The 19,869-nt window shown below is 54.5% G+C and carries 14 protein-coding genes; 4 read left to right on the top strand and 10 right to left on the bottom strand.

Features of this window, described 5'->3' with window-relative positions; translation table 11 throughout:
• Positions 1-120: 120 nt before the first annotated feature.
• The 3 genes from focA (at position 121) to pflA (ending at position 4,256) form a co-directional block, all read left to right on the top strand.
• Positions 121-978, top strand: a complete 858-nt coding sequence (gene focA / locus KTH07_RS05120) for a formate transporter FocA (RefSeq protein ID WP_017384832.1) — start codon at positions 121-123, stop codon at positions 976-978.
• A gap of 51 nt (positions 979-1,029) precedes the next feature.
• Positions 1,030-3,312, top strand: a complete 2,283-nt coding sequence (gene pflB, locus KTH07_RS05115) for a formate C-acetyltransferase (protein ID WP_003858247.1) — start codon at positions 1,030-1,032, stop codon at positions 3,310-3,312.
• Between the two features lie 203 nt (positions 3,313-3,515).
• Positions 3,516-4,256, top strand: a complete 741-nt coding sequence (gene pflA, locus KTH07_RS05110; RefSeq protein WP_003858250.1) for a pyruvate formate lyase 1-activating protein — start codon at positions 3,516-3,518, stop codon at positions 4,254-4,256.
• 36 nt (positions 4,257-4,292) lie between these two features.
• On the opposite strand, the gene KTH07_RS05105 is transcribed toward pflA, so the two are convergent.
• The 10 genes from KTH07_RS05105 to lrp all read right to left on the bottom strand — a co-directional run bounded on the left by KTH07_RS05105 (position 4,293) and on the right by lrp (position 18,288).
• Positions 4,293-4,814, bottom strand: a complete 522-nt coding sequence (locus tag KTH07_RS05105) for an anti-virulence regulator CigR family protein (RefSeq protein WP_032619976.1) — start codon at positions 4,812-4,814, stop codon at positions 4,293-4,295.
• A 122-nt stretch (positions 4,815-4,936) separates the two neighbouring features.
• Complete coding sequence (locus KTH07_RS05100; protein ID WP_003858254.1) at positions 4,937-6,085, bottom strand: MFS transporter; 1,149 nt, start codon at positions 6,083-6,085, stop codon at positions 4,937-4,939.
• Positions 6,086-6,360: 275 nt separating this feature from the next.
• Positions 6,361-7,224: a dimethyl sulfoxide reductase anchor subunit family protein gene (locus KTH07_RS05095; RefSeq protein ID WP_017693703.1), complete on the bottom strand. Its 864-nt coding sequence runs from the start codon at positions 7,222-7,224 to the stop codon at positions 6,361-6,363.
• A gap of 1 nt (position 7,225) precedes the next feature.
• Positions 7,226-7,843 carry a DMSO/selenate family reductase complex B subunit gene (locus tag KTH07_RS05090; protein WP_017384835.1) on the bottom strand — a complete coding sequence of 206 codons (618 nt, stop codon included), beginning with the start codon at positions 7,841-7,843 and terminating at the stop codon, positions 7,226-7,228.
• A gap of 10 nt (positions 7,844-7,853) precedes the next feature.
• Complete coding sequence (gene dmsA, locus KTH07_RS05085; RefSeq protein ID WP_015570977.1) at positions 7,854-10,298, bottom strand: dimethylsulfoxide reductase subunit A; 2,445 nt, start codon at positions 10,296-10,298, stop codon at positions 7,854-7,856.
• A gap of 211 nt (positions 10,299-10,509) precedes the next feature.
• The gene (gene serS, locus KTH07_RS05080; RefSeq protein WP_003858266.1) at positions 10,510-11,802 is read right to left on the bottom strand and encodes a serine--tRNA ligase; all 1,293 of its coding nucleotides are present in this window, start codon (positions 11,800-11,802) and stop codon (positions 10,510-10,512) included.
• A 92-nt stretch (positions 11,803-11,894) separates the two neighbouring features.
• Positions 11,895-13,238: a replication-associated recombination protein RarA gene (rarA, locus tag KTH07_RS05075; protein WP_023296220.1), complete on the bottom strand. Its 1,344-nt coding sequence runs from the start codon at positions 13,236-13,238 to the stop codon at positions 11,895-11,897.
• Between the two features lie 9 nt (positions 13,239-13,247).
• Positions 13,248-13,862: an outer membrane lipoprotein chaperone LolA gene (gene lolA, locus KTH07_RS05070; RefSeq protein WP_003858270.1), complete on the bottom strand. Its 615-nt coding sequence runs from the start codon at positions 13,860-13,862 to the stop codon at positions 13,248-13,250.
• Positions 13,863-13,989: 127 nt separating this feature from the next.
• Complete coding sequence (locus KTH07_RS05065; protein ID WP_032619979.1) at positions 13,990-17,658, bottom strand: DNA translocase FtsK 4TM domain-containing protein; 3,669 nt, start codon at positions 17,656-17,658, stop codon at positions 13,990-13,992.
• Between the two features lie 135 nt (positions 17,659-17,793).
• Positions 17,794-18,288, bottom strand: coding sequence for a leucine-responsive transcriptional regulator Lrp (gene lrp / locus KTH07_RS05060; protein ID WP_000228469.1), 495 nt, complete (start codon positions 18,286-18,288; stop codon positions 17,794-17,796).
• 542 nt (positions 18,289-18,830) lie between these two features.
• Here lrp and trxB point away from each other — a divergent pair.
• On the top strand, positions 18,831-19,799 hold the full coding sequence (trxB, locus tag KTH07_RS05055; RefSeq protein ID WP_003858303.1) for a thioredoxin-disulfide reductase: 969 nt from the start codon (positions 18,831-18,833) through the stop codon (positions 19,797-19,799).
• The last annotated feature ends 70 nt before the right edge of the window (positions 19,800-19,869 follow it).

The raw sequence follows: 19,869 nt of genomic DNA, 5'->3' as shown, positions 1-19,869 counted from the left end.
TTGCTGTAAAACCATACACACTGCGGGCCTATAAGCCAGGCGAGATATGATCTATATCAATTTCTCTTCTATAATGCTTTGTTAGTATCTCGTCGCCGACTTAATAAAGAGAGAGTTAGTGTGAAAGCTGACAACCCTTTTGATCTATTACTCCCCGCTGCGATGGCGAAAGTTGCCGAAGAAGCGGGTGTCTACAAAGCCACGAAACATCCGATGACGACGTTCTTTCTGGCCATTACGGCTGGGGTGTTCATCTCCATCGCTTTCGTCTTCTATATCACAGCCACCACCGGCACTGCCGGGATGCCTTTCGGCATAGCGAAACTGATTGGTGGTATTTGCTTCTCACTGGGCCTGATTCTCTGCGTCATCTGCGGCGCCGACCTCTTCACCTCAACGGTGCTGATTGTGGTGGCAAAAGCCAGCGGAAGAATTACCTGGGGTCAACTGGGGCGCAACTGGCTCAACGTTTACGTTGGCAACCTGATTGGCTGTCTGCTCTTTGTTCTGTTGATGTGGCTCTCTGGCGAGTATATGACCGCCAACGGCGGCTGGGGGCTTAACGTCCTGCAAACCGCCGACCACAAAATGCACCATACATTTATCGAAGCTGTTGCTCTCGGCATCCTCGCAAACCTGATGGTCTGCCTGGCGGTCTGGATGAGCTACTCTGGTCGTAGCCTGATGGATAAAGCCATGATTATGGTTCTGCCGGTTGCGATGTTTGTTGCCAGCGGCTTTGAGCACAGTATTGCGAATATGTTCATGATCCCGATGGGTATTGTTATCCGCAACTTTGCAAGCCCGGAGTTCTGGACTGCTGTAGGTTCAACCCCGGAAAGTTTTTCACACCTGACTATTATGAACTTCATTACTGATAACCTGATCCCCGTCACTATCGGGAACATTATCGGTGGGGGTCTGTTAGTTGGGTTGACATACTGGGTCATTTACCTGCGTGGCGGCGATCATCATTAATGGTTGTCTCAGGCAGTAAATAAAAAATCCACTTAAGAAGGTAGGTGTTACATGTCCGAGCTTAATGAAAAGTTAGCCACAGCCTGGGAAGGTTTTACGAAAGGTGACTGGCAGAATGAAGTCAACGTCCGTGACTTCATTCAGAAAAACTATACCCCGTATGAAGGTGACGAATCCTTCCTGGCTGGTGCGACTGACGCAACCACCAAGCTGTGGGACAGCGTGATGGAAGGCGTTAAACTGGAAAACCGCACTCACGCGCCAGTTGATTTTGACACCTCCGTTGCTTCTACCATCACTTCTCACGATGCTGGCTACATCAACAAAGCCCTTGAGAAAATCGTCGGTCTGCAAACTGAAGCACCACTGAAACGCGCAATCATCCCGTTCGGTGGTATCAAAATGGTTGAAGGTTCCTGCAAAGCGTATAACCGCGAGCTGGACCCAATGCTGAAAAAAATCTTCACCGAATACCGCAAAACCCATAACCAGGGCGTATTCGATGTTTACACCAAAGACATTCTGAACTGCCGTAAATCTGGCGTTCTGACCGGTCTGCCAGATGCCTATGGCCGTGGCCGTATCATCGGTGACTACCGTCGCGTTGCGCTGTACGGTATCGACTTCCTGATGAAAGACAAATACGCGCAGTTCGTCTCTCTCCAGTCTGACCTGGAAAACGGCGTAAACCTGGAAGCGACTATCCGTCTGCGTGAAGAGATCGCTGAACAGCACCGTGCGCTGGGTCAGATCAAAGAGATGGCGGCTAAATACGGCTGCGATATCTCTGGTCCTGCTACCAACGCTCAGGAAGCTATCCAGTGGACCTACTTCGGCTACCTGGCCGCTGTTAAGTCTCAGAACGGTGCAGCAATGTCCTTCGGCCGCGTATCCACCTTCCTGGATGCGTACATCGAACGTGACCTGAAAGCAGGCAAAATCACTGAACAAGACGCTCAGGAAATGATTGACCACCTGGTCATGAAACTGCGTATGGTTCGCTTCCTGCGTACCCCAGAATATGATGAGCTGTTCTCTGGTGACCCAATCTGGGCAACCGAATCTATCGGCGGTATGGGCGTAGATGGTCGTACTCTGGTAACCAAAAACAGCTTCCGCTTCCTGAACACCCTGTACACCATGGGTCCTTCTCCGGAGCCGAACATCACCGTTCTGTGGTCTGAAAAACTGCCTCTGAACTTCAAGAAATTCGCCGCTAAAGTGTCCATCGACACCTCTTCTCTGCAATATGAGAACGATGACCTGATGCGTCCTGACTTCAACAACGATGACTACGCTATCGCTTGCTGCGTAAGTCCAATGGTTGTTGGTAAGCAAATGCAGTTCTTCGGTGCGCGTGCAAACCTGGCGAAAACCATGCTGTACGCAATCAACGGCGGCGTTGATGAAAAACTGAAAATGCAGGTTGGTCCTAAGTCTGAACCGATCAAAGGCGACGTGCTGAACTATGACGAAGTCATGGACCGCATGGACCACTTCATGGACTGGCTGGCTAAACAGTACGTGACCGCGCTGAACGTTATCCACTACATGCACGACAAGTACAGCTACGAAGCCTCTCTGATGGCGCTGCACGACCGTGACGTCGTTCGCACCATGGCGTGTGGTATCGCAGGTCTGTCCGTTGCGGCTGACTCCCTGTCTGCAATCAAATATGCGAAAGTTAAACCAATTCGTGACGAAGATGGTCTGGCTATCGACTTCGAAATCGAAGGCGAATATCCGCAGTTTGGTAACAACGACGCTCGCGTTGATGACATGGCGGTTGACCTGGTAGAACGTTTCATGAAGAAAATTCAGAAACTCACTACCTATCGTAACGCTATCCCGACTCAGTCTGTTCTGACCATCACCTCTAACGTTGTGTATGGTAAGAAAACCGGTAACACCCCAGACGGTCGTCGTGCTGGCGCGCCATTCGGCCCAGGTGCTAACCCAATGCACGGTCGTGACCAGAAAGGTGCGGTTGCCTCTCTGACCTCCGTTGCTAAACTGCCGTTTGCTTACGCGAAAGATGGTATCTCTTACACCTTCTCTATCGTGCCAAACGCGCTGGGTAAAGACGACGAAGTGCGTAAAACTAACCTGGCGGGTCTGATGGATGGTTACTTCCACCACGAAGCGTCCATCGAAGGTGGTCAGCACCTGAACGTGAACGTGATGAACCGTGAAATGCTGCTCGACGCGATGGAACATCCTGAGAAATATCCTCAGCTGACCATCCGCGTATCTGGCTACGCAGTACGTTTTAACTCCCTGACGAAAGAACAGCAGCAGGACGTTATTACCCGTACTTTCACTCAGTCCATGTAAGTGGAATTGACTGAAATCACGCGTTAAAAAGCGTACAATAAAGGCTCCACGCAAGTGGGGCCTTTTTAACACCCTCGCTTCATCAGTCTCTTTTGTCCGCTATCTATACTTAATGGATAACAGCCAAAACAGACTCGACATAGCCTTTGAGCTGTGCATCTACATAGGCCCCCGGATGGGCCAAATTCGGAGATATCACCGCAATGTCAATTATTGGTCGCATTCACTCCTTTGAATCCTGTGGCACCGTCGATGGCCCGGGGATCCGCTTTATCACTTTCTTCCAGGGCTGCCTGATGCGCTGCCTGTACTGCCATAACCGTGACACCTGGGACACCCATGGCGGTAAAGAAGTCACCGTTGAAGATCTGATGAAAGAGGTGGTGACCTATCGCCACTTCATGAACGCGTCCGGCGGTGGCGTGACGGCATCCGGCGGTGAAGCCATTCTTCAGGCTGAGTTTGTGCGCGACTGGTTCCGCGCCTGCCACAAAGAAGGCATTCATACCTGCCTCGACACCAACGGCTTTGTGCGCCGTTACGATCCGGTTATTGATGAACTGCTTGAAGTGACCGATCTGGTCATGCTCGATCTCAAGCAGATGAACGATGAGATCCACCAGAATCTGGTTGGCGTTTCAAACCACCGTACCCTGGAATTTGCCAAATACATTGCCAACAAAGGCGTCAAGACCTGGATCCGCTACGTGGTGGTGCCGGGCTGGTCAGATGATGATGACTCTGCACATCGTCTGGGTGAATTTACCCGGGATATGGGTAACGTGGAGAAAATTGAACTCCTGCCCTATCACGAGCTGGGTAAACATAAATGGGTGGCGATGGGTGAAGAGTACAAACTCGATGGCGTGAAGCCGCCGAAAAAAGAGACGATGGAGCGCGTCAAAGGTATTCTTGAGCAGTATGGCCACAAGGTCATGTATTAACGAAAAGGCCCGGTGAAAACCGGGCCTTTTTATATTCTATTTAAAGACGCCATTAATAACGGAAGTCACAATCGCCGTACTCAGCGCAATTAAGACCAGGTCGTCACCTACTACGCGCCATTCATAGCCCGGATAGGAAGGAAGCTGACCCAGCATATCGGCTGGCACGGTTTTCTTCGCAATGCCCGGAGGCAGTGGCTTACCGCGCGCCAGGTTTTTCGCAATTCCCGGAGGCAGAGAGTCGTAGCCCGTTAAGCCGTAATTCAGTGCCAGATGGCGGGCATGATCGAAGCTCACGCGAGCATCCACATCATTACCGACATCTTTGCTGTTTTTAAAGCTCTTATCCGATTTCCCAGGGTTATCCTGACCGTTATTGTGTTTATTACCATGGTTACCAGCGTTCCCGTTACCATGATTGCCGCTATTACCTTGTCCGCCACCGTTTCCGTGACCACCACCATTCCCGTTTCCAGGATTAGCCATGGCCGGAGCCGTTGCAAACGTTAAAGCCAACACTACGGAAAGTGCGGTAGTGGAAAAACGACGAGTAGACATGATTGCTGCCTTTTAGTGGTAAACTCATTTGAATTATCGCCAGGCAGTAAAAACTCACAATAAGTAAAAGTCTTATATGTGACAGGGACAAAAAAGCCTGTCATCGACAGGCTTTTAATAAGTCATGCATGGGCCACTGGCGTTGGATGTTCGCCCACTTTGCGCAGCAGCATTAACAGATAAATAAACGACACGCTGGCGATCATAATAAACAGCAGATTGTCAGAATAATTTTGCATGAGCATAGCGGTAAACGTCGGACCCAGTAAACTGCCGATGGTGTAACTCAGCAACAAAGCCTGGTTCATTGCAACCAGCTGGTGATGCTCAACTTTCTCACAGGCCCAGGCCATCGCGACCGGATAGAGCGTAAAGCCCGCAGCTCCCAGAATGAACAGCGCAGGCGCCATTGCGGCGTTGCTGAGCATGGCGAGACAGCCCATGATGACCACGAAAACCTGGACGCGCAGCACCAGCAGACGACCAAAGCGGTCCGCCAGGCGGCCAATCGGCCACTGGCCGACAATCCCCGCGCTGACCATCACCGCCATCCAGAAACCGATCCCGGAATCACTGACGCCCTGATGGTTAAGATAGAGCGGCATCAGGCCATAGAGCGAGCCCAGCACAATCCCGGAAATAATGCAGCCGTTAACCCCCAGACGCGCCTGGCGCAGTCTCAGCATCGGCCAGACGTGGGTAGCTTCCTGATGCTCGCTGTTTTGATTCACAATGCGGGTAAAGAGCAGCGGCAGGATCGCCGCCAGAACCATGCCCGTCACCCACGGCAGCACGCTCATCAGGTCTGTTGGCAGTTTGCTGACCATCAGCTGTCCCAGAACGGTACCGACGTAGTAAACCATCATATAGGCCGCCAGAAGACGCCCGCGATTACGGGACGTTCCGCTGCACATTAGCGCACTTTCAACCACCACCCAGATCATGGCGCAGCCGACGCCCGCAATAAAGCGCCAGACCATCCAGCTCCAGAAGCCGACCATGAGGCCTAAACCGGCGCAGCCGACGGCAAAGATCAGCGACGCCAGATAATAACTGCGGTTAAAACCAAAGCGCTTAATAAGGCTGCCCGTTAATAAGGTGCCCAGCAGATTGCCCGTAAAAAAGGACGAGCTAACCATACCCACCTGCCAGGTCGGTAAGTTTTCATGGGCGAGCCATAGCGGGACGAGTGTGTTTAACACCGCGATCGCCAGGGTCAGCAAAAGCAGGCCACAGAGCAACAAAAGCACCGGGCGGGTATAGGTGGTCATGGATTAAAAACCGTGAGGAAGTTCAGATTTCGTGCGCATCATGCCACTGGCAAAAACAAAGTCAATCCACCGGTTCAGGCGTCACGCACGTTATGCGCCTTGTCGATTTAAAAAACTCATCCTGCTAATGCAAAGCCTGCTACTGATATTAATTATCTATTTGTTTTTATTTATTTCCGGGAATTTTTACAACGAAACATCAGTCGAAAAATTTCATGAATGAAAAAAGAAAAGCCGGGCGCTATGTCCCGGCTTTTTATAACAAAATCTAAAAATTAGCTGGCGATAGCCATACCGACCGTCATATGCAGACCGTAAAATACGCCGCGACCAATTAACTCCCCTGCCAGCACCAGCACAAAGGCCAGGGACAGTAACGGCAGCGCAGGCGAGTAACCTTTAAGCTGAGGGGCAATCCAGCACACCAGCGCCGCCGTCAGCAGCACCACACGCCAGGCCATCAGCGAACCGTAATCCGGCACCAACGCCGAAGCCTGCTGGATAGAGCTGTGAATGGTCGCCAGCTCCGCTCCCTGCATGAGCGCGACAACGGTACTGATTACCAGCGCCAGCAGCGAGACCGCGGGCAGCAGGCGCATCGCCCAACCATTAATGCCAGCCACACGCAGCAGCAGATAACCCAGCAGCGGCCCGCCAATAAACATGGTCAGGAAGAAGCTCATCGGCGTCCAGACGCTGTACCAGGTCGGAACGGTATCGATGGTGTTGTACACCCGGACCATCATCCAGACGAAGACAACGCCCAGTACCATGGTGACGATGAGCCACAACGCGCGTAACCCTGACGGCAGCTTTTTCACCGCTGCCAGTAACCACCCCAGCCCGCCAACGGCAAAGAAGATTGCCCCGCTGGCAATCTCGTTACTCAGCGAAGAGGCACCTACGCGGTTCAGGGAGTTGAACGCGCGCATCGGTGAGCCCAGGTGCAGCGTAGAGGCGATAAACCCAATGCCCATCAACACCCACAGGCCAAACATGCTTAACACCAAACGCTGCTGCTGTTCAGCATTGAGGTTCCCTTTTAACAGCGCCAGCGCAAGGACGATAAACCCGCCCGCCACGCACTGCCCAAAGACCGTGAAGATCATTAGCGGCCATTCATGCCATCCACTTCCCATCTCACACCTCCTTCGGGTTTGCCAGGTAGCCGGTGGTGTCACCCGTCGGACGGCTGTTGGCGTTAGGTTTAATCACAATACTCGGCTTCGTGAAGTGCGCAGACGGCAGCGGCGCGACGGCAGCAAGCTGACCGTGTTTTTTGCGCAGCTCTTCAATCGGGCCAAAGTCCAGCGCGCGCAGCGGGCAGGATTCGACGCAGATGGGCTTTTTGCCGTCCGCCACGCGGCTATGGCAGCCGTCGCACTTGGTCATGTGGCCTTTGGCGGCATTGTACTGCGGCGCGCCGTACGGGCAGGCCATGTGGCAGTAGCGACAGCCGATGCAGACATCCTCGTCCACCACCACAAAACCGTCGTCGCGCTTGTGCATTGCCCCGCTCGGGCAGACCTTGGTGCAGGCCGGATCTTCGCAGTGGTTGCAGGCAATCGACAGGTAATAGGCGAAGACATCCTGATGCCAGACGCCGTTGTCCTCCTGCCAGTCGCCGCCCGCGTATTCATAAATACGACGGAAGCTAACGTCCGGGGTCAGATCTTTGTAATCCTTGCAGGCCAGCTCGCAGGTTTTGCACCCGGTGCAGCGGCTGGAATCAATAAAAAATCCATACTGGGTTGTCATCGGTTACTCCTTACGCCTTTTCAACCTGAACGAGGTTTGTGTGGGATGGGTTGCCCTTCGCCAGCGGCGACGGACGCTGCGTAGTGAGAACGTTGATGCAGCCCGCCTGATCGATACGGTTCGCATCCGGGTTATACCAGGCCCCTTCCCCCAGCGCGACAACGCCAGGCATCATACGCGGAGTCACTTTAGCTTCGATATGCACTTCGCCACGTCCGTTGAAGATACGTACGCGATCGCCATTACTGATGCCGCGCGCTTTCGCATCCATCGGGTTGATCCACATCTCCTGTCGGCAGGCCGCTTTCAGTACGTCAACGTTGCCGTAGGTGGAGTGAACACGCGCTTTGTAGTGGAAACCGGTCAACTGAAGCGGGAATTTCGCCGTCAGCGGATCGTTGTAGTTTTCGAAGCCTGGCGTATAAATCGGCAGCGGATCGATAACATCCCCTTCCGGCAATTCCCACGTTGCAGCAATTTTTGCCAGCTCTTCGGAGTAGATCTCGATTTTGCCCGACGGCGTGGTCAGCGGATTGGCCTGCGGATCGTCGCGGAAGGCTTTATACGCCACGTGATGCCCTTCGGGATCGCGCTGCTTGTACATGCCCTGCTTGCGGAAGGTATCGAAGTCCGGCAGGTCAGGAATGGCTTTGCGTGAGAGCTCGTGCAGATGGCGCATCCACCCTTCCTGAGTACGTCCTTCAGTGAACTGCTGCTCAACGCCAAGACGTTTCGCCAGCTCGGAAGTCATCTCATAAATGGTTTTGCACTCGAAGCGCGGTTTGATGGCCTGGTCAGTGAAGATCACATAGGACATGTTGCCGCAGGAGGCGTCCAGCGCGAAATCCATCTGCTCAGACGCGGTGCAGTCTGGAAGCAGAATATCGGCATACTTCGCCGATGAGGTCATGTGGCAGTCGATCACCACAATCATTTCGCACTTCTTGTCGTCCTGCAAAATTTCATGGGTGCGGTTGATTTCAGAGTGCTGGTTGATCAGGCAGTTACCGGCGTAGTTCCAGATCATTTTGATCGGCACGTCCAGCTTATCTTTGCCCCGAACACCGTCACGCAGCGCGGTCATTTCCGGGCCGCGCTCGATCGCGTCCGTCCACATAAACATGGAGATGCTGGTCTGAACCGGGTTATCCAGCGTTGGCATACGTTCAAACGGGACTTCATACGAGCCTTCACGCGCCCCGCTATTACCGCCGTGAATACCAACGTTGCCAGTCAGAATCGAGAGCATAGAAATAGCGCGGGTGGCAATTTCGCCGTTCGCGTGACGCTGTGGTCCCCATCCCTGGCTGATATAAGCCGGTTTTGCTGAACCAATTTCACGGGCCAGCTGAACAATACGCTCGACTGGAATGCCGGTAATGGTGGATGCCCACTCAGGGGTTTTCGCTACCCCGTCGCTGCCCTGACCAAGAATGTACGCTTTGTAATGCCCGTTAGCCGGTGCGCTGGCTGGCAGGGTCTTCTCGTCATAACCAACGCAGTATTTATCAAGGAACGGCTGATCGACGAGGTTTTCAGTGATCATCACATACGCCAGCGCATTGACCAGCGCCGCATCGGTACCAGGGCGAATAGGGATCCACTCGTCTTCACGTCCCGCGCCGGTATCGGTATAGCGCGGATCGACGATGATCATACGTGCGTTGGATTTGGCGCGCGCCTGCTCAAGATAATAGGTTACCCCACCGCCGCTCATCCGGGTTTCGCCTGGGTTGTTACCGAACAACACCACCAGTTTACTGTTTTCGATATCCGACGGGCTGTTACCGTCTGCCCAGCCGCCGTAGGTGTAGTTCAGACCCGCAGCAATCTGTGCGGAAGAGTAGTCGCCGTAATGATTGAGATAGCCGCCGCAGCAGTTCATCAGGCGCGCCACCAGCGTTTTACCCGGCGGCCAGGAGCGGGTCATGGTACCGCCCAGCGTCCCGGTGCCGTAGTTGAGGTAGATGGATTCGTTGCCATACTCTTTGATCAGGCGCTGCATGTTAGTCGCGATAATATCGTAGGCTTCGTCCCAGCTAATACGCTCGAACTTCCCTTCCCCACGCTTACCGACGCGCTTCATTGGGTATTTCAGACGATCCGGGTTATAAACGCGACGGCGCATTGAACGGCCACGCAGACAGGCACGAACCTGATGTAACCCTTCGTAGTTATCATCGCCGGTATTGTCTGTTTCGACATATTTGATTTCACCGTCCACAACATGCATACGCAGAGGACAACGGCTACCACAGTTAACGGTACAGGCACTCCACACCACTTTTTCCGGGGCTGAAGCGGGAGACAGAGCCTCCGCCGCCGACGCCAGACGGGTAAAAGGGAGCGTAAAGGCGCTGCTGGCAACCGCCAGACCGCCTATTGCCGTGGTTTTCATCAACCCACGGCGAGTGACCTCGGCAGCCATTAACGCTTCAGGCGCTTTGATTTTCATAAAGACTCACTTTGGTTGCTCACAAAGAAATAAAGGGCGGCATACACCGCTATATAGTTTTATGTATAACGATATTTTTGGTTATCAGTGTTTTATGCTGACTTTCGTTCGGAGGAGTATTACTACTTTAGAGGAAGGGGTTATTGCTTCGTATCAAATCAGAGGCATAAAAAAAGCGCCCTGAGGCGCTTTTTTGTCTTAGAGCAAATAATTAGCCGATGAACTGCTGGCCTTTCATGTAAGGGCGCAGCACTTCCGGGATCTCAATGCGTCCGTCAGCCTGCTGGTAGTTTTCCAGCACAGCAACCAGCGTACGGCCTACTGCCAGACCGGAACCGTTCAGGGTATGAACCAGACGGGTTTTCTTGTCAGATTTGCTGCGGCAACGCGCCTGCATACGACGCGCCTGGAAATCCCAGACGTTGGAGCAGGAGGAGATTTCACGGTAGGTGTTCTGCGCAGGCACCCAGACTTCAAGGTCGAAGGTTTTGCAGGCACCGAAGCCCATGTCGCCGGTGCACAGCGCCATACGGCGGTACGGCAGGCCCAGCAGCTCCAGCACTTTCTCAGCATGACCGGTCATCTCTTCCAGCGCGTCCATAGACTCTTCCGGACGAACGATCTGCACCATCTCAACTTTATCGAACTGGTGCATACGGATCAGACCGCGCGTATCGCGACCGTAAGAACCGGCTTCAGAACGGAAACATGGAGAGTGCGCGGTCAGTTTGATTGGCAGATCGTCTTCGTCGATGATCTCATCACGCACGAGGTTGGTCAGCGGCACTTCCGCGGTTGGGATCAGCGCGTAGTTGCTGCTGTCTGCTTCCTCGTCCAGCGGACGGGTGTGGAACAGATCGCCGGCAAATTTCGGCAGCTGGCCTGTACCGTACAGCGTATCGTGGTTAACCAGATACGGAACGTAGGTTTCGCTGTAGCCGTGCTGCTCGGTGTGCAGATCCAGCATGAACTGCGCCAGAGCGCGATGCAGATGGGCAATTTGACCTTTCATGACCACAAAGCGAGAACCCGTCAGCTTAACCGCAGCCGCAAAGTCCAGGCCCGCGTGCATTTCGCCCAGCGTGACGTGATCGCGCACCTCGAAGTCAAACTCGCGAGGCGTGCCCCAGCGTTTCACTTCAACGTTGTCGTTTTCGTCTTTGCCGACAGGCACGCTGTCGTCAGGAATGTTCGGGATCGCCAGAGCGATATCACGAATTTCAGCCTGAAGAACATCCAGTTCAGCTTTCGCCTGATCCAGCTCTTCACCCAGTTTGTTCACTTCCAGGCGTAATGGCTCAATATCTTCCCCGCGCGCTTTCGCCTGGCCAATGGATTTCGATCGAGAATTACGCTCTGCTTGCAGATTTTCAGTTTGTACCTGCAAAACTTTACGACGCTCTTCAAGAGCGCGCAGCTTATCTACATCCAGCTTAAAGCCCCGGCGTGCCAGTTTTTCAGCGACTGCGTCTGGCTCATTACGCAGCAGATTGGGATCGAGCATGCTTATCCTGTGCTTATCGAATTAAAAAAGGAAAAAGTGACCACAGCCTGCGGCCACAGAGATATATTGCCAACATTACCGCAACGATTGAACTAACGGTAGCGTTTTATAGGGCTATTTTGATCCTGTCCGGCAAGCCAGGCGAGCTTTTCGCCAATCTTACCCTCAAGACCTCTGTTTGTGGGATGATAATAGCGGGTTTGTGCCATCTCCTGCGGGAAATACTCTTCCCCGGCGGCGTAGGCATTGGGTTCATCATGGGCGTAGCGATACTCCTGCCCGTAACCCATCTCTTTCATCAATTTGGTTGGCGCATTGCGCAGATGAACCGGCACATCGTAGTCCGGACGTTCACGTGCATCTGACATCGCCGCTTTGAAGGCGGTATACACCGCGTTACTTTTCGGCGCGCAGGCCAGATAGACAATTGCCTGCGCAATGGCACGCTCACCTTCCGCGGGTCCGACGCGGGTAAAGCAGTCCCAGGCGGAAATAGCGACCTGCATGGCGCGTGGATCGGCATTACCGACATCTTCTGACGCGATGGCCAGGCAGCGACGCGCGACATATAACGGATCGCCACCGGCGGTAATGATACGCGCGTACCAGTAGAGCGCCGCATCCGGGGCGCTGCCGCGCACGGACTTATGTAATGCCGAGATCAGGTCGTAAAAACGATCGCCTTTATTATCGAAGCGTGCGCTGCGTTCACCGGCTATTTCGGTGAGCAATTCAGGTTTCAGTACGCGCTTGCCGGCATCATCCACTTCGGCCATATCGGCCATCATTTCCAGCGTATTCAGCGCCCGACGCGCATCGCCGTTGACCAGTTCAGCGATCGCACGACGCGTGTCGTCCGGCAGAACGATATCCTGTCCGCCGTAACCCCGCGCTTTGTCCTCCATCGCCTGGGTCAGAACCTTTTCGATATCCTCTGTAGTCAGGGATTTAAGCAGGTAAACGCGGGCGCGGGAAAGGAGCGCAGAGTTCAGCTCAAACGACGGGTTTTCCGTGGTTGCGCCGATGAAGAAAATCGTGCCGTCTTCAATGTGCGGCAGAAACGCATCCTGTTGGCTCTTGTTGAAGCGGTGGACTTCATCGACAAACAGAATGGTGCGGCGCCCGGCATTACGGTTTTGCCGCGCGCGCTCGATCGCCTCACGAATCTCCTTCACGCCGGAGGTAACCGCCGAGATGCGCTCAACGTCCGCGTTAGCATAGCGGGCGATCACTTCAGCGAGGGTTGTTTTGCCGGTGCCGGGTGGCCCCCAGAGGATCATGGAGTGCAGATGCCCCGCCTCTATGGCGCGCGGCAAGGGTTTCCCCGCAGCCAGCAGGTGTTGCTGGCCGATGTACTGCGCTAAATTTTCTGGCCGCATACGGGCGGCCAGAGGTTGAAACGCATTATCTGAAAAATCGAGCGACAGGTTGCTCACTCATGCCTCTTACTTATTACGTTGGTCGTCCACCGTTACGCCCTGCGGCGGGGTAAAGGTGAATTTCGAAGCATCTACGGCGCCGTTTTGCTGAGACTTGAGCTGATAGCTACTGCGCTGATCGTCCTGCTCAACCGCACCGAACTGATTAATGGTACCGTTGCTGCTCACGTTAATGGTGAACTGCTTCAGGTTACCGTTGCTGCCTTTTGGTGTCAGGACGAACTCATCACCGTTTTGTTTAATGTTGTACTGCTGCCAGTCGCTGGACTGGTTACGGGCAATGAGCATAAACGGCGTATTGCTGGTCGCGTCTTTCAGCCAGGTGGCGGTCGCCTGCTCAACAAACGGGTTGTAGAACCATAAGGTTTTCCCGTCGGACACCAGCACGCTTTCATCCGGCTGGGTCATGTGCCAGTTGAAGAGATTCGGGCGTTTCACCCACAAATCCCCCTGACCTTCCTGCACCGCGTTGCCACTGCCGTCAGTCACTTTTTGCGTGAAGCTGGCGTGGAAGCTGCTCACTTTATCCAGTCGGCTTTTAAGGTCGCTGGCTGCATCAGCCCAGACGCTGCTGGCAACAAAACTGGAGAGTAATGCACAGGCGATGGCGATTTTTTTCATTGTTATTCCTTAAAATACGTCTTCCCGATATGGGGGTTCCGTTTCTATTCTGGACCTGCCCGAAGGCAGGCGACAGAAGAATATGCTTAATTTTTGCTGATTTACCCTTCTTTGCAATCGCTGAAGGTTAATCAAACGGCGGTGGCGCCAGCACCTCACGGTTACCGTTATGCCCCTGTTCGCTCACAATACCCTGGGCTTCCATCTGCTCGATAATACGCGCCGCGCGGTTGTAGCCAATACGGAACTGGCGCTGGACGCCGGAGATGGACGCCTTACGTTTTTCGGTAACGAAATTAACCGCCTGGTCAAATAACGGATCCAGCTCTTCGCCGCCGTCAAAACCACCGCCGCCACCTTCGCTTTCACTGTCGGAGGTGATGCCGTCAACGTATTGCGGCCGACCGCGCGCTTTCCAGTCCTGCACCACCGCATGCACTTCCTGGTCGCGAACAAACGCACCGTGTACGCGCACCGGCGAGGTGGAGTTCGGGCCGGAATAGAGCATATCGCCCATACCCAGCAGCGACTCTGCACCGCCCTGGTCAAGGATAGTACGCGAGTCAATTTTACTCGACACGGTAAACGCGATACGGGTCGGGATGTTTGCCTTAATAAGACCGGTGATAACGTCTACGGACGGACGCTGCGTTGCCAGTACCAGATGGATGCCCGCCGCACGCGCTTTCTGCGCCAGACGCGCAATCAGCTCTTCCACTTTCTTGCCAACGGTCATCATCAGGTCGGCGAACTCATCCACCAGCACCACGATGTAAGGCAGTTTTTCCAGCACCGGATGCTGGGTATCCATGCTGTCCCCCGGCTTCCAGTATGGGTCCGGAATCGGACGGCCCATACGTGCCGCCTCAGCGATTTTCTCGTTATAACCGGCCAGGTTACGCACGCCCAGCGCAGACATCAGCTTATAGCGACGCTCCATTTCATTGACGCTCCAGCGCAATGCGTTGGCGGCGTCCTTCATGTCGGTCACCACTTCCGTTAACAGGTGCGGAATGCCTTCGTAGACGGACAGTTCAAGCATTTTCGGGTCGATCATGATGAAACGCACATCTTCAGGCTGCGCTTTGTAGAGCATACTGAGGATCATGGCGTTCACCCCGACCGATTTACCGGAGCCGGTGGTACCCGCAACCAGCAGGTGCGGCATCTTCGCAAGATCGGCAACCACCGGATCGCCAGCGATATCTTTACCCAACACCACGGTCAGAGGGGACGGGTTGTCGCGGAATTTGGTGTTATCCAGAACTTCACGCAGATAAACGGTCTGGCGTTTCTTGTTTGGCAGCTCAAGGCCAACGTAAGGCTTACCTGGGATCACTTCCACCACGCGTACCGCCACGGTCGACAGAGAACGCGCCAGGTCACGGGAGAGGTTAGAAATACGCGCCGCTTTTACGCCTGGCGCCAGATTCAGTTCGAAACGGGTGATCACCGGGCCAGGTGAGTAGTTCACCACGTCCGCTTTAATACGGAAGTCAGCCAGACGCGCTTCCACCAGACGGGCCATCTGCTCAAGAGCAAAAGTATCCACCGGTTCGACTTCCGCTGGCGGCGGCGTTAACAGATCCAGCGACGGCAACGGCGTACTTGGTCGTTGCAGCGGACGGCTGTCTCCGTTACGCATCAGCAGCGGGTGAATCAGGCTTTCCTGCGGCTGTGGTGCTGGCTGCTGGAACTGCGGCTGCGGCGGTTGGGCCGACGGTGTATGCGGCTGCGCATAAGCCTGCGGCGCTGGCTGTTGTGGCTGCGCATTAACCTGCGGCGCTGGCGCCTGACGCACCGGTTCCGCTTCTGGCATCACGCTCGGCGTGAACAGCGGTTCGCTCGGACCGTCATCCACCAGATCTTTCATCGGTGAAAATTCAAAATCCGAGAGCGAGAACGGGTTTGCCCCCGAAGGCTGCTCACCGGAATAACGTTGCTGTTGCGTGGCCGCAAACTGACGCGCTAATTCCGCTTCGGTAGCATCATCTTCATCCTGCTGAGAATGAACATCGTGTTGGTACTCATTCCCGTAGCGTTGAGTCTGCTGGGCGGCAAACTGACGCGCCAGCTCATCCTGATGCAGTTCGTCGGCATCATCTTCGTAGTCGGACTCACGGGCTTTCTCTTCCGCCATACGCTGGGAAGGCAGTTTAATGCCATAAGAGGCCAGCTCCCGGCGCGTCGGTACGCGCACGCGATTAGGACGCGGCAATTGTGGACCAATGCCCTCTTTTACCTGAGGACGTGGCGCACCATCGGTTGCCGGGCTGAATAGCGGAGCGGACGCGGCAGCGGCTGCCGTTGCCTGCTTCACGGTTTCCGCTCTCGACGCAACGGCTGGCGCTGGGTCTACAGGTGCAACGCTCGCAGAAGGCGCTTTTACAACAGGCTCCTGCACCGGCTCAGGCACGGGCTGATACCAGGCGGCAAGCTGCTCGCGCTCTCGGGCACGGCGCTCTTCCACCTCTTCAAAATAGTACAATGGCGGACGGGATGGCTTCGCTTCCTCCACCATTTCGGGTTCAGACACCGGCGCAACGTATGGCTGTTCAGGCTCAGCAGGTTCGGGCGTATAGGCCTGATACGGCTGTTGCGGCTCGCTGGCAGGCTCAGGCGGCTGATACGGTTGCTGCCACTGTTCCTGCTGCACAGGAATATAGCTTTCAGGCTCCGGCGCAATGGTCGGTTCAGGCGTATGGACGCCTGGCGCAGTCTGCCAGTCCACCTGCGGTTGCTGGATCGCGGACTCCGGTGCCGGAACAGGCGAGGACGGCATCACGGCTTCAACAGGCGCAACATGGGCCTGCGCAGCCGTCGTTGCGGCAGCAGCAGCGGCTACCGGTTCAGTCACGGAATGACCATGCAACAGCGGATCGTATTCGTCATACTCACCCGGCGTAGCTCGATGACCAGAGAACAACACATCATCAGGATCGACGGCCGCGCCGCGATACTCAATCTGCTCCTCTTCATCCATACGTTTGCCGGAGAAAAGCGCGGCATCCGTTTTACGGCCTAACGGGTTAGCGAATTTTTCAGCAACGCGCTGGCGGCGCGCCAGAGCACCGCGCAGAATACGGGCACGGCGGGATTCACGACGCTGCACGGGTGCCTCGTCTTCCTCTTCGTACTCATCTTCATATTCATCTTCATCGACCCACGTATCGTCACGACGGGTGCGATTGCTGGCAAACGTCAGCAGAGTCAGAATAAAGCTGCCGATTTTTTCGGCAATGCTCACCCAGGACCAGCCGGTAAACAGCGTCAGGCCCGCTGCCCAGATACAAAGCAGCGCCAGCGTGCCGCCGCTGCTGTGAAGCATCGGTTGCAGCGCGGAGCTCAACAGGCTGCCAATCACCCCGCCGGAGGCGAAGTACCAGATGTCATCGGCGTTGATCGCCGCCAGTCCGCAGGAGGTGAGGATCAGCGCCAGGGCGCCAATCAGGCGCAGCGAAACGGCAAAATAATCGATGTAGTCGTCGTTCTGTCGATGACGCCAGGCAAACCAGCATCCGCCAATAATGATGACGGGAAGGGTATAGGCCATCACACCGAAAATGAAGAAGAGTGTGTCCGCAAGCCAGGCGCCGGGAACGCCACCTAAATTATGGATAGGCTCATGCCATGCGGTTTGCGACCAGCTGGGGTCTGAGGGGTTGAAACTGAGTAAGGCAGCCATCAGCCAGACGGCAAAAAGGGCAATAACAATCAGTAACGCCTCAAGGAGACGACGTCCGCTGCTTAGCTTAGATAATGTGACTTCTTTGTCTTCAGTGTATTCCTGGCTCAAGAAAGGCTCTCCAGGTATCAGGCATGTCCTGCCTGTGTGCTAAAACGGACAACAGCGCCGGGACTCCCCGGCACTGTTGCTGTATGGATTAACAGGAGTGTAATCAAACTACACTGATTTTGCACCTGTTCCGTGTTAGCGCGTCTTAATAACCAGACGATTGCTCTGTTTGACCTCTTCCATCACCACATAAGTACGGGTGTCGTTCACGCCTGGCAGACGCAGCAGGGTTTCACCCAGCAGCTTACGGTAGGCGGACATATCAGGCACACGGGTTTTCAACAGGTAGTCAAAATCACCGGAAACCAGATGACACTCTTGAATTTCTTCAAGTTTTTGTACAGCGGCGTTAAATTGCTCAAACACATCTGGTGCACCACGATTCAGAGTAATCTCAACAAATACCAGAAGTGAGGCATCCAGATAATGCGGGTTCAGCAGAGCCGTATAGCCCTGAATAAAACCCTGTCTTTCCAGTCGACGCACACGCTCAAGGCACGGCGTCGGGGAAAGTCCCACACGTTTTGAAAGCTCGACGTTGGAAATACGCCCATCCTTTTGCAATTCATTAAGAATGTTACGATCGATACGGTCGAGATCTTTGCCAGGGCGCTTCTTGCTATCTACCATTATTATTGTCTCTCTGTATTCCTTCCCTACTCCTGCCTGGACCCTGTGCACATCACTGTTCAGAGCCTGGACCCGTTATTCATCACATCGCCTGGTTATGTATTAGACGCGATGTAGATTCGGGTTCTGCGGTAAGAAGACCGTTGCCCGAAAGCAGTCACAGACATCACGTATGGCGTCTGTCCACACCATGCGTAGATTTCACTGACCCGGTAAAAATGGCATTTCCGTGCATGTCTATGCGGCATGCAGTTCGTGCGTCTTTTTTCTTCCTTGAATGTTTTCGCAAAAGCGCAGGGGATTGTCAAAGCAAAACATCGATTTTTAGTACAACATGCCGGATATTCATTACGGAGGGGTATTAATCCTCATTTTATTGCCTTATAAACGCGCGGTTTTCAGTAGCAGAAGTGATGTGACCGCCTCTGACCCATAGGGCGCGTCTATTGCATATATCGGAAGCAAAACTCTCCTGCTCTTTTTTTACGGCAACAAATTCCCTACAATCCAGCCCATTGCCTGCCAACAACAATGGGGATCTCATGGGCACGACCAAACACAGTAAGCTGCTAATCCTTGGTTCTGGACCTGCGGGATATACCGCAGCGGTCTATGCTGCACGCGCTAACCTGCAACCGGTACTGATCACCGGGATGGAAAAAGGCGGTCAGCTGACCACCACCACGGAAGTGGAAAACTGGCCTGGCGACCCGAACGACCTGACCGGGCCGCTGCTGATGGAGCGCATGCACGAGCATGCCGCCAAATTCGAAACCGAAATCCTGTTCGACCACATCAATAAAGTGGATTTGCAGAACCGTCCGTTCCGCCTGACGGGTGACAGCGGCGAATACACCTGCGATGCGCTGATCATCGCCACCGGCGCCTCTGCCCGTTACCTTGGTCTGCCATCTGAAGAAGCGTTCAAAGGCCGAGGCGTATCTGCCTGCGCTACCTGCGACGGTTTCTTCTATCGCAATCAGAAAGTCGCCGTGATCGGCGGCGGTAACACCGCAGTGGAAGAAGCGCTCTACCTGGCAAACATCGCCTCTGAAGTACACCTGATTCACCGTCGCGACACCTTCCGCGCGGAGAAGATCCTGATTAAACGCCTGATGGACAAAGTGGCGAGCGGCAACATTGTGCTGCATACCAACCGTACGCTGGAAGAAGTGACTGGCGATCAGATGGGCGTGGCGGGACTGCGTATCCGTGATACCCAGAACACCGATAACGTCGAAACGCTGGAAGTGGCGGGCCTGTTTGTGGCAATCGGCCACAGCCCGAACACCGCTATCTTCGAAGGCCAGCTGGAGCTGGAGAACGGCTACATCAAAGTGCAGTCTGGCATTCACGGCAACGCCACCCAGACCAGCGTTCCGGGTGTCTTCGCAGCTGGCGACGTGATGGACCATATTTATCGTCAGGCGATCACCTCTGCGGGCACCGGCTGTATGGCCGCGCTGGACGCAGAACGCTATCTGGACGGACTGGCTGAACAAGGTAAATAATCTTTACAAGTCAGTAACAAACGTAAATAAAGGCGGCCACTGGTCGCCTTTATTTTTGCTCGCGTGTAAC

It is taken from the genome of Enterobacter cloacae complex sp. ECL72 (genome assembly GCF_019056635.1).
Taxonomy (GTDB): Bacteria; Pseudomonadota; Gammaproteobacteria; order Enterobacterales; family Enterobacteriaceae; genus Enterobacter; species Enterobacter hormaechei_C.
This window is presented reverse-complemented; position numbering and strand designations above follow the sequence as displayed.

Coding starts and splice junctions, on each gene's coding strand:
- dmsA (WP_015570977.1), bottom strand. CDS start 10,298: ATGAAAATCAAAGCGCCTGAAGCGTTAATGGCTGCCGAGGTCACTCGC.
- lrp (WP_000228469.1), bottom strand. CDS start 18,288: ATGGTAGATAGCAAGAAGCGCCCTGGCAAAGATCTCGACCGTATCGAT.
- trxB (WP_003858303.1), top strand. CDS start 18,831: ATGGGCACGACCAAACACAGTAAGCTGCTAATCCTTGGTTCTGGACCT.
- KTH07_RS05105 (WP_032619976.1), bottom strand. CDS start 4,814: ATGTCTACTCGTCGTTTTTCCACTACCGCACTTTCCGTAGTGTTGGCT.
- KTH07_RS05090 (WP_017384835.1), bottom strand. CDS start 7,843: ATGACAACCCAGTATGGATTTTTTATTGATTCCAGCCGCTGCACCGGG.
- KTH07_RS05095 (WP_017693703.1), bottom strand. CDS start 7,224: ATGGGAAGTGGATGGCATGAATGGCCGCTAATGATCTTCACGGTCTTT.
- serS (WP_003858266.1), bottom strand. CDS start 11,802: ATGCTCGATCCCAATCTGCTGCGTAATGAGCCAGACGCAGTCGCTGAA.
- pflB (WP_003858247.1), top strand. CDS start 1,030: ATGTCCGAGCTTAATGAAAAGTTAGCCACAGCCTGGGAAGGTTTTACG.
- KTH07_RS05100 (WP_003858254.1), bottom strand. CDS start 6,085: ATGACCACCTATACCCGCCCGGTGCTTTTGTTGCTCTGTGGCCTGCTT.
- pflA (WP_003858250.1), top strand. CDS start 3,516: ATGTCAATTATTGGTCGCATTCACTCCTTTGAATCCTGTGGCACCGTC.
- lolA (WP_003858270.1), bottom strand. CDS start 13,862: ATGAAAAAAATCGCCATCGCCTGTGCATTACTCTCCAGTTTTGTTGCC.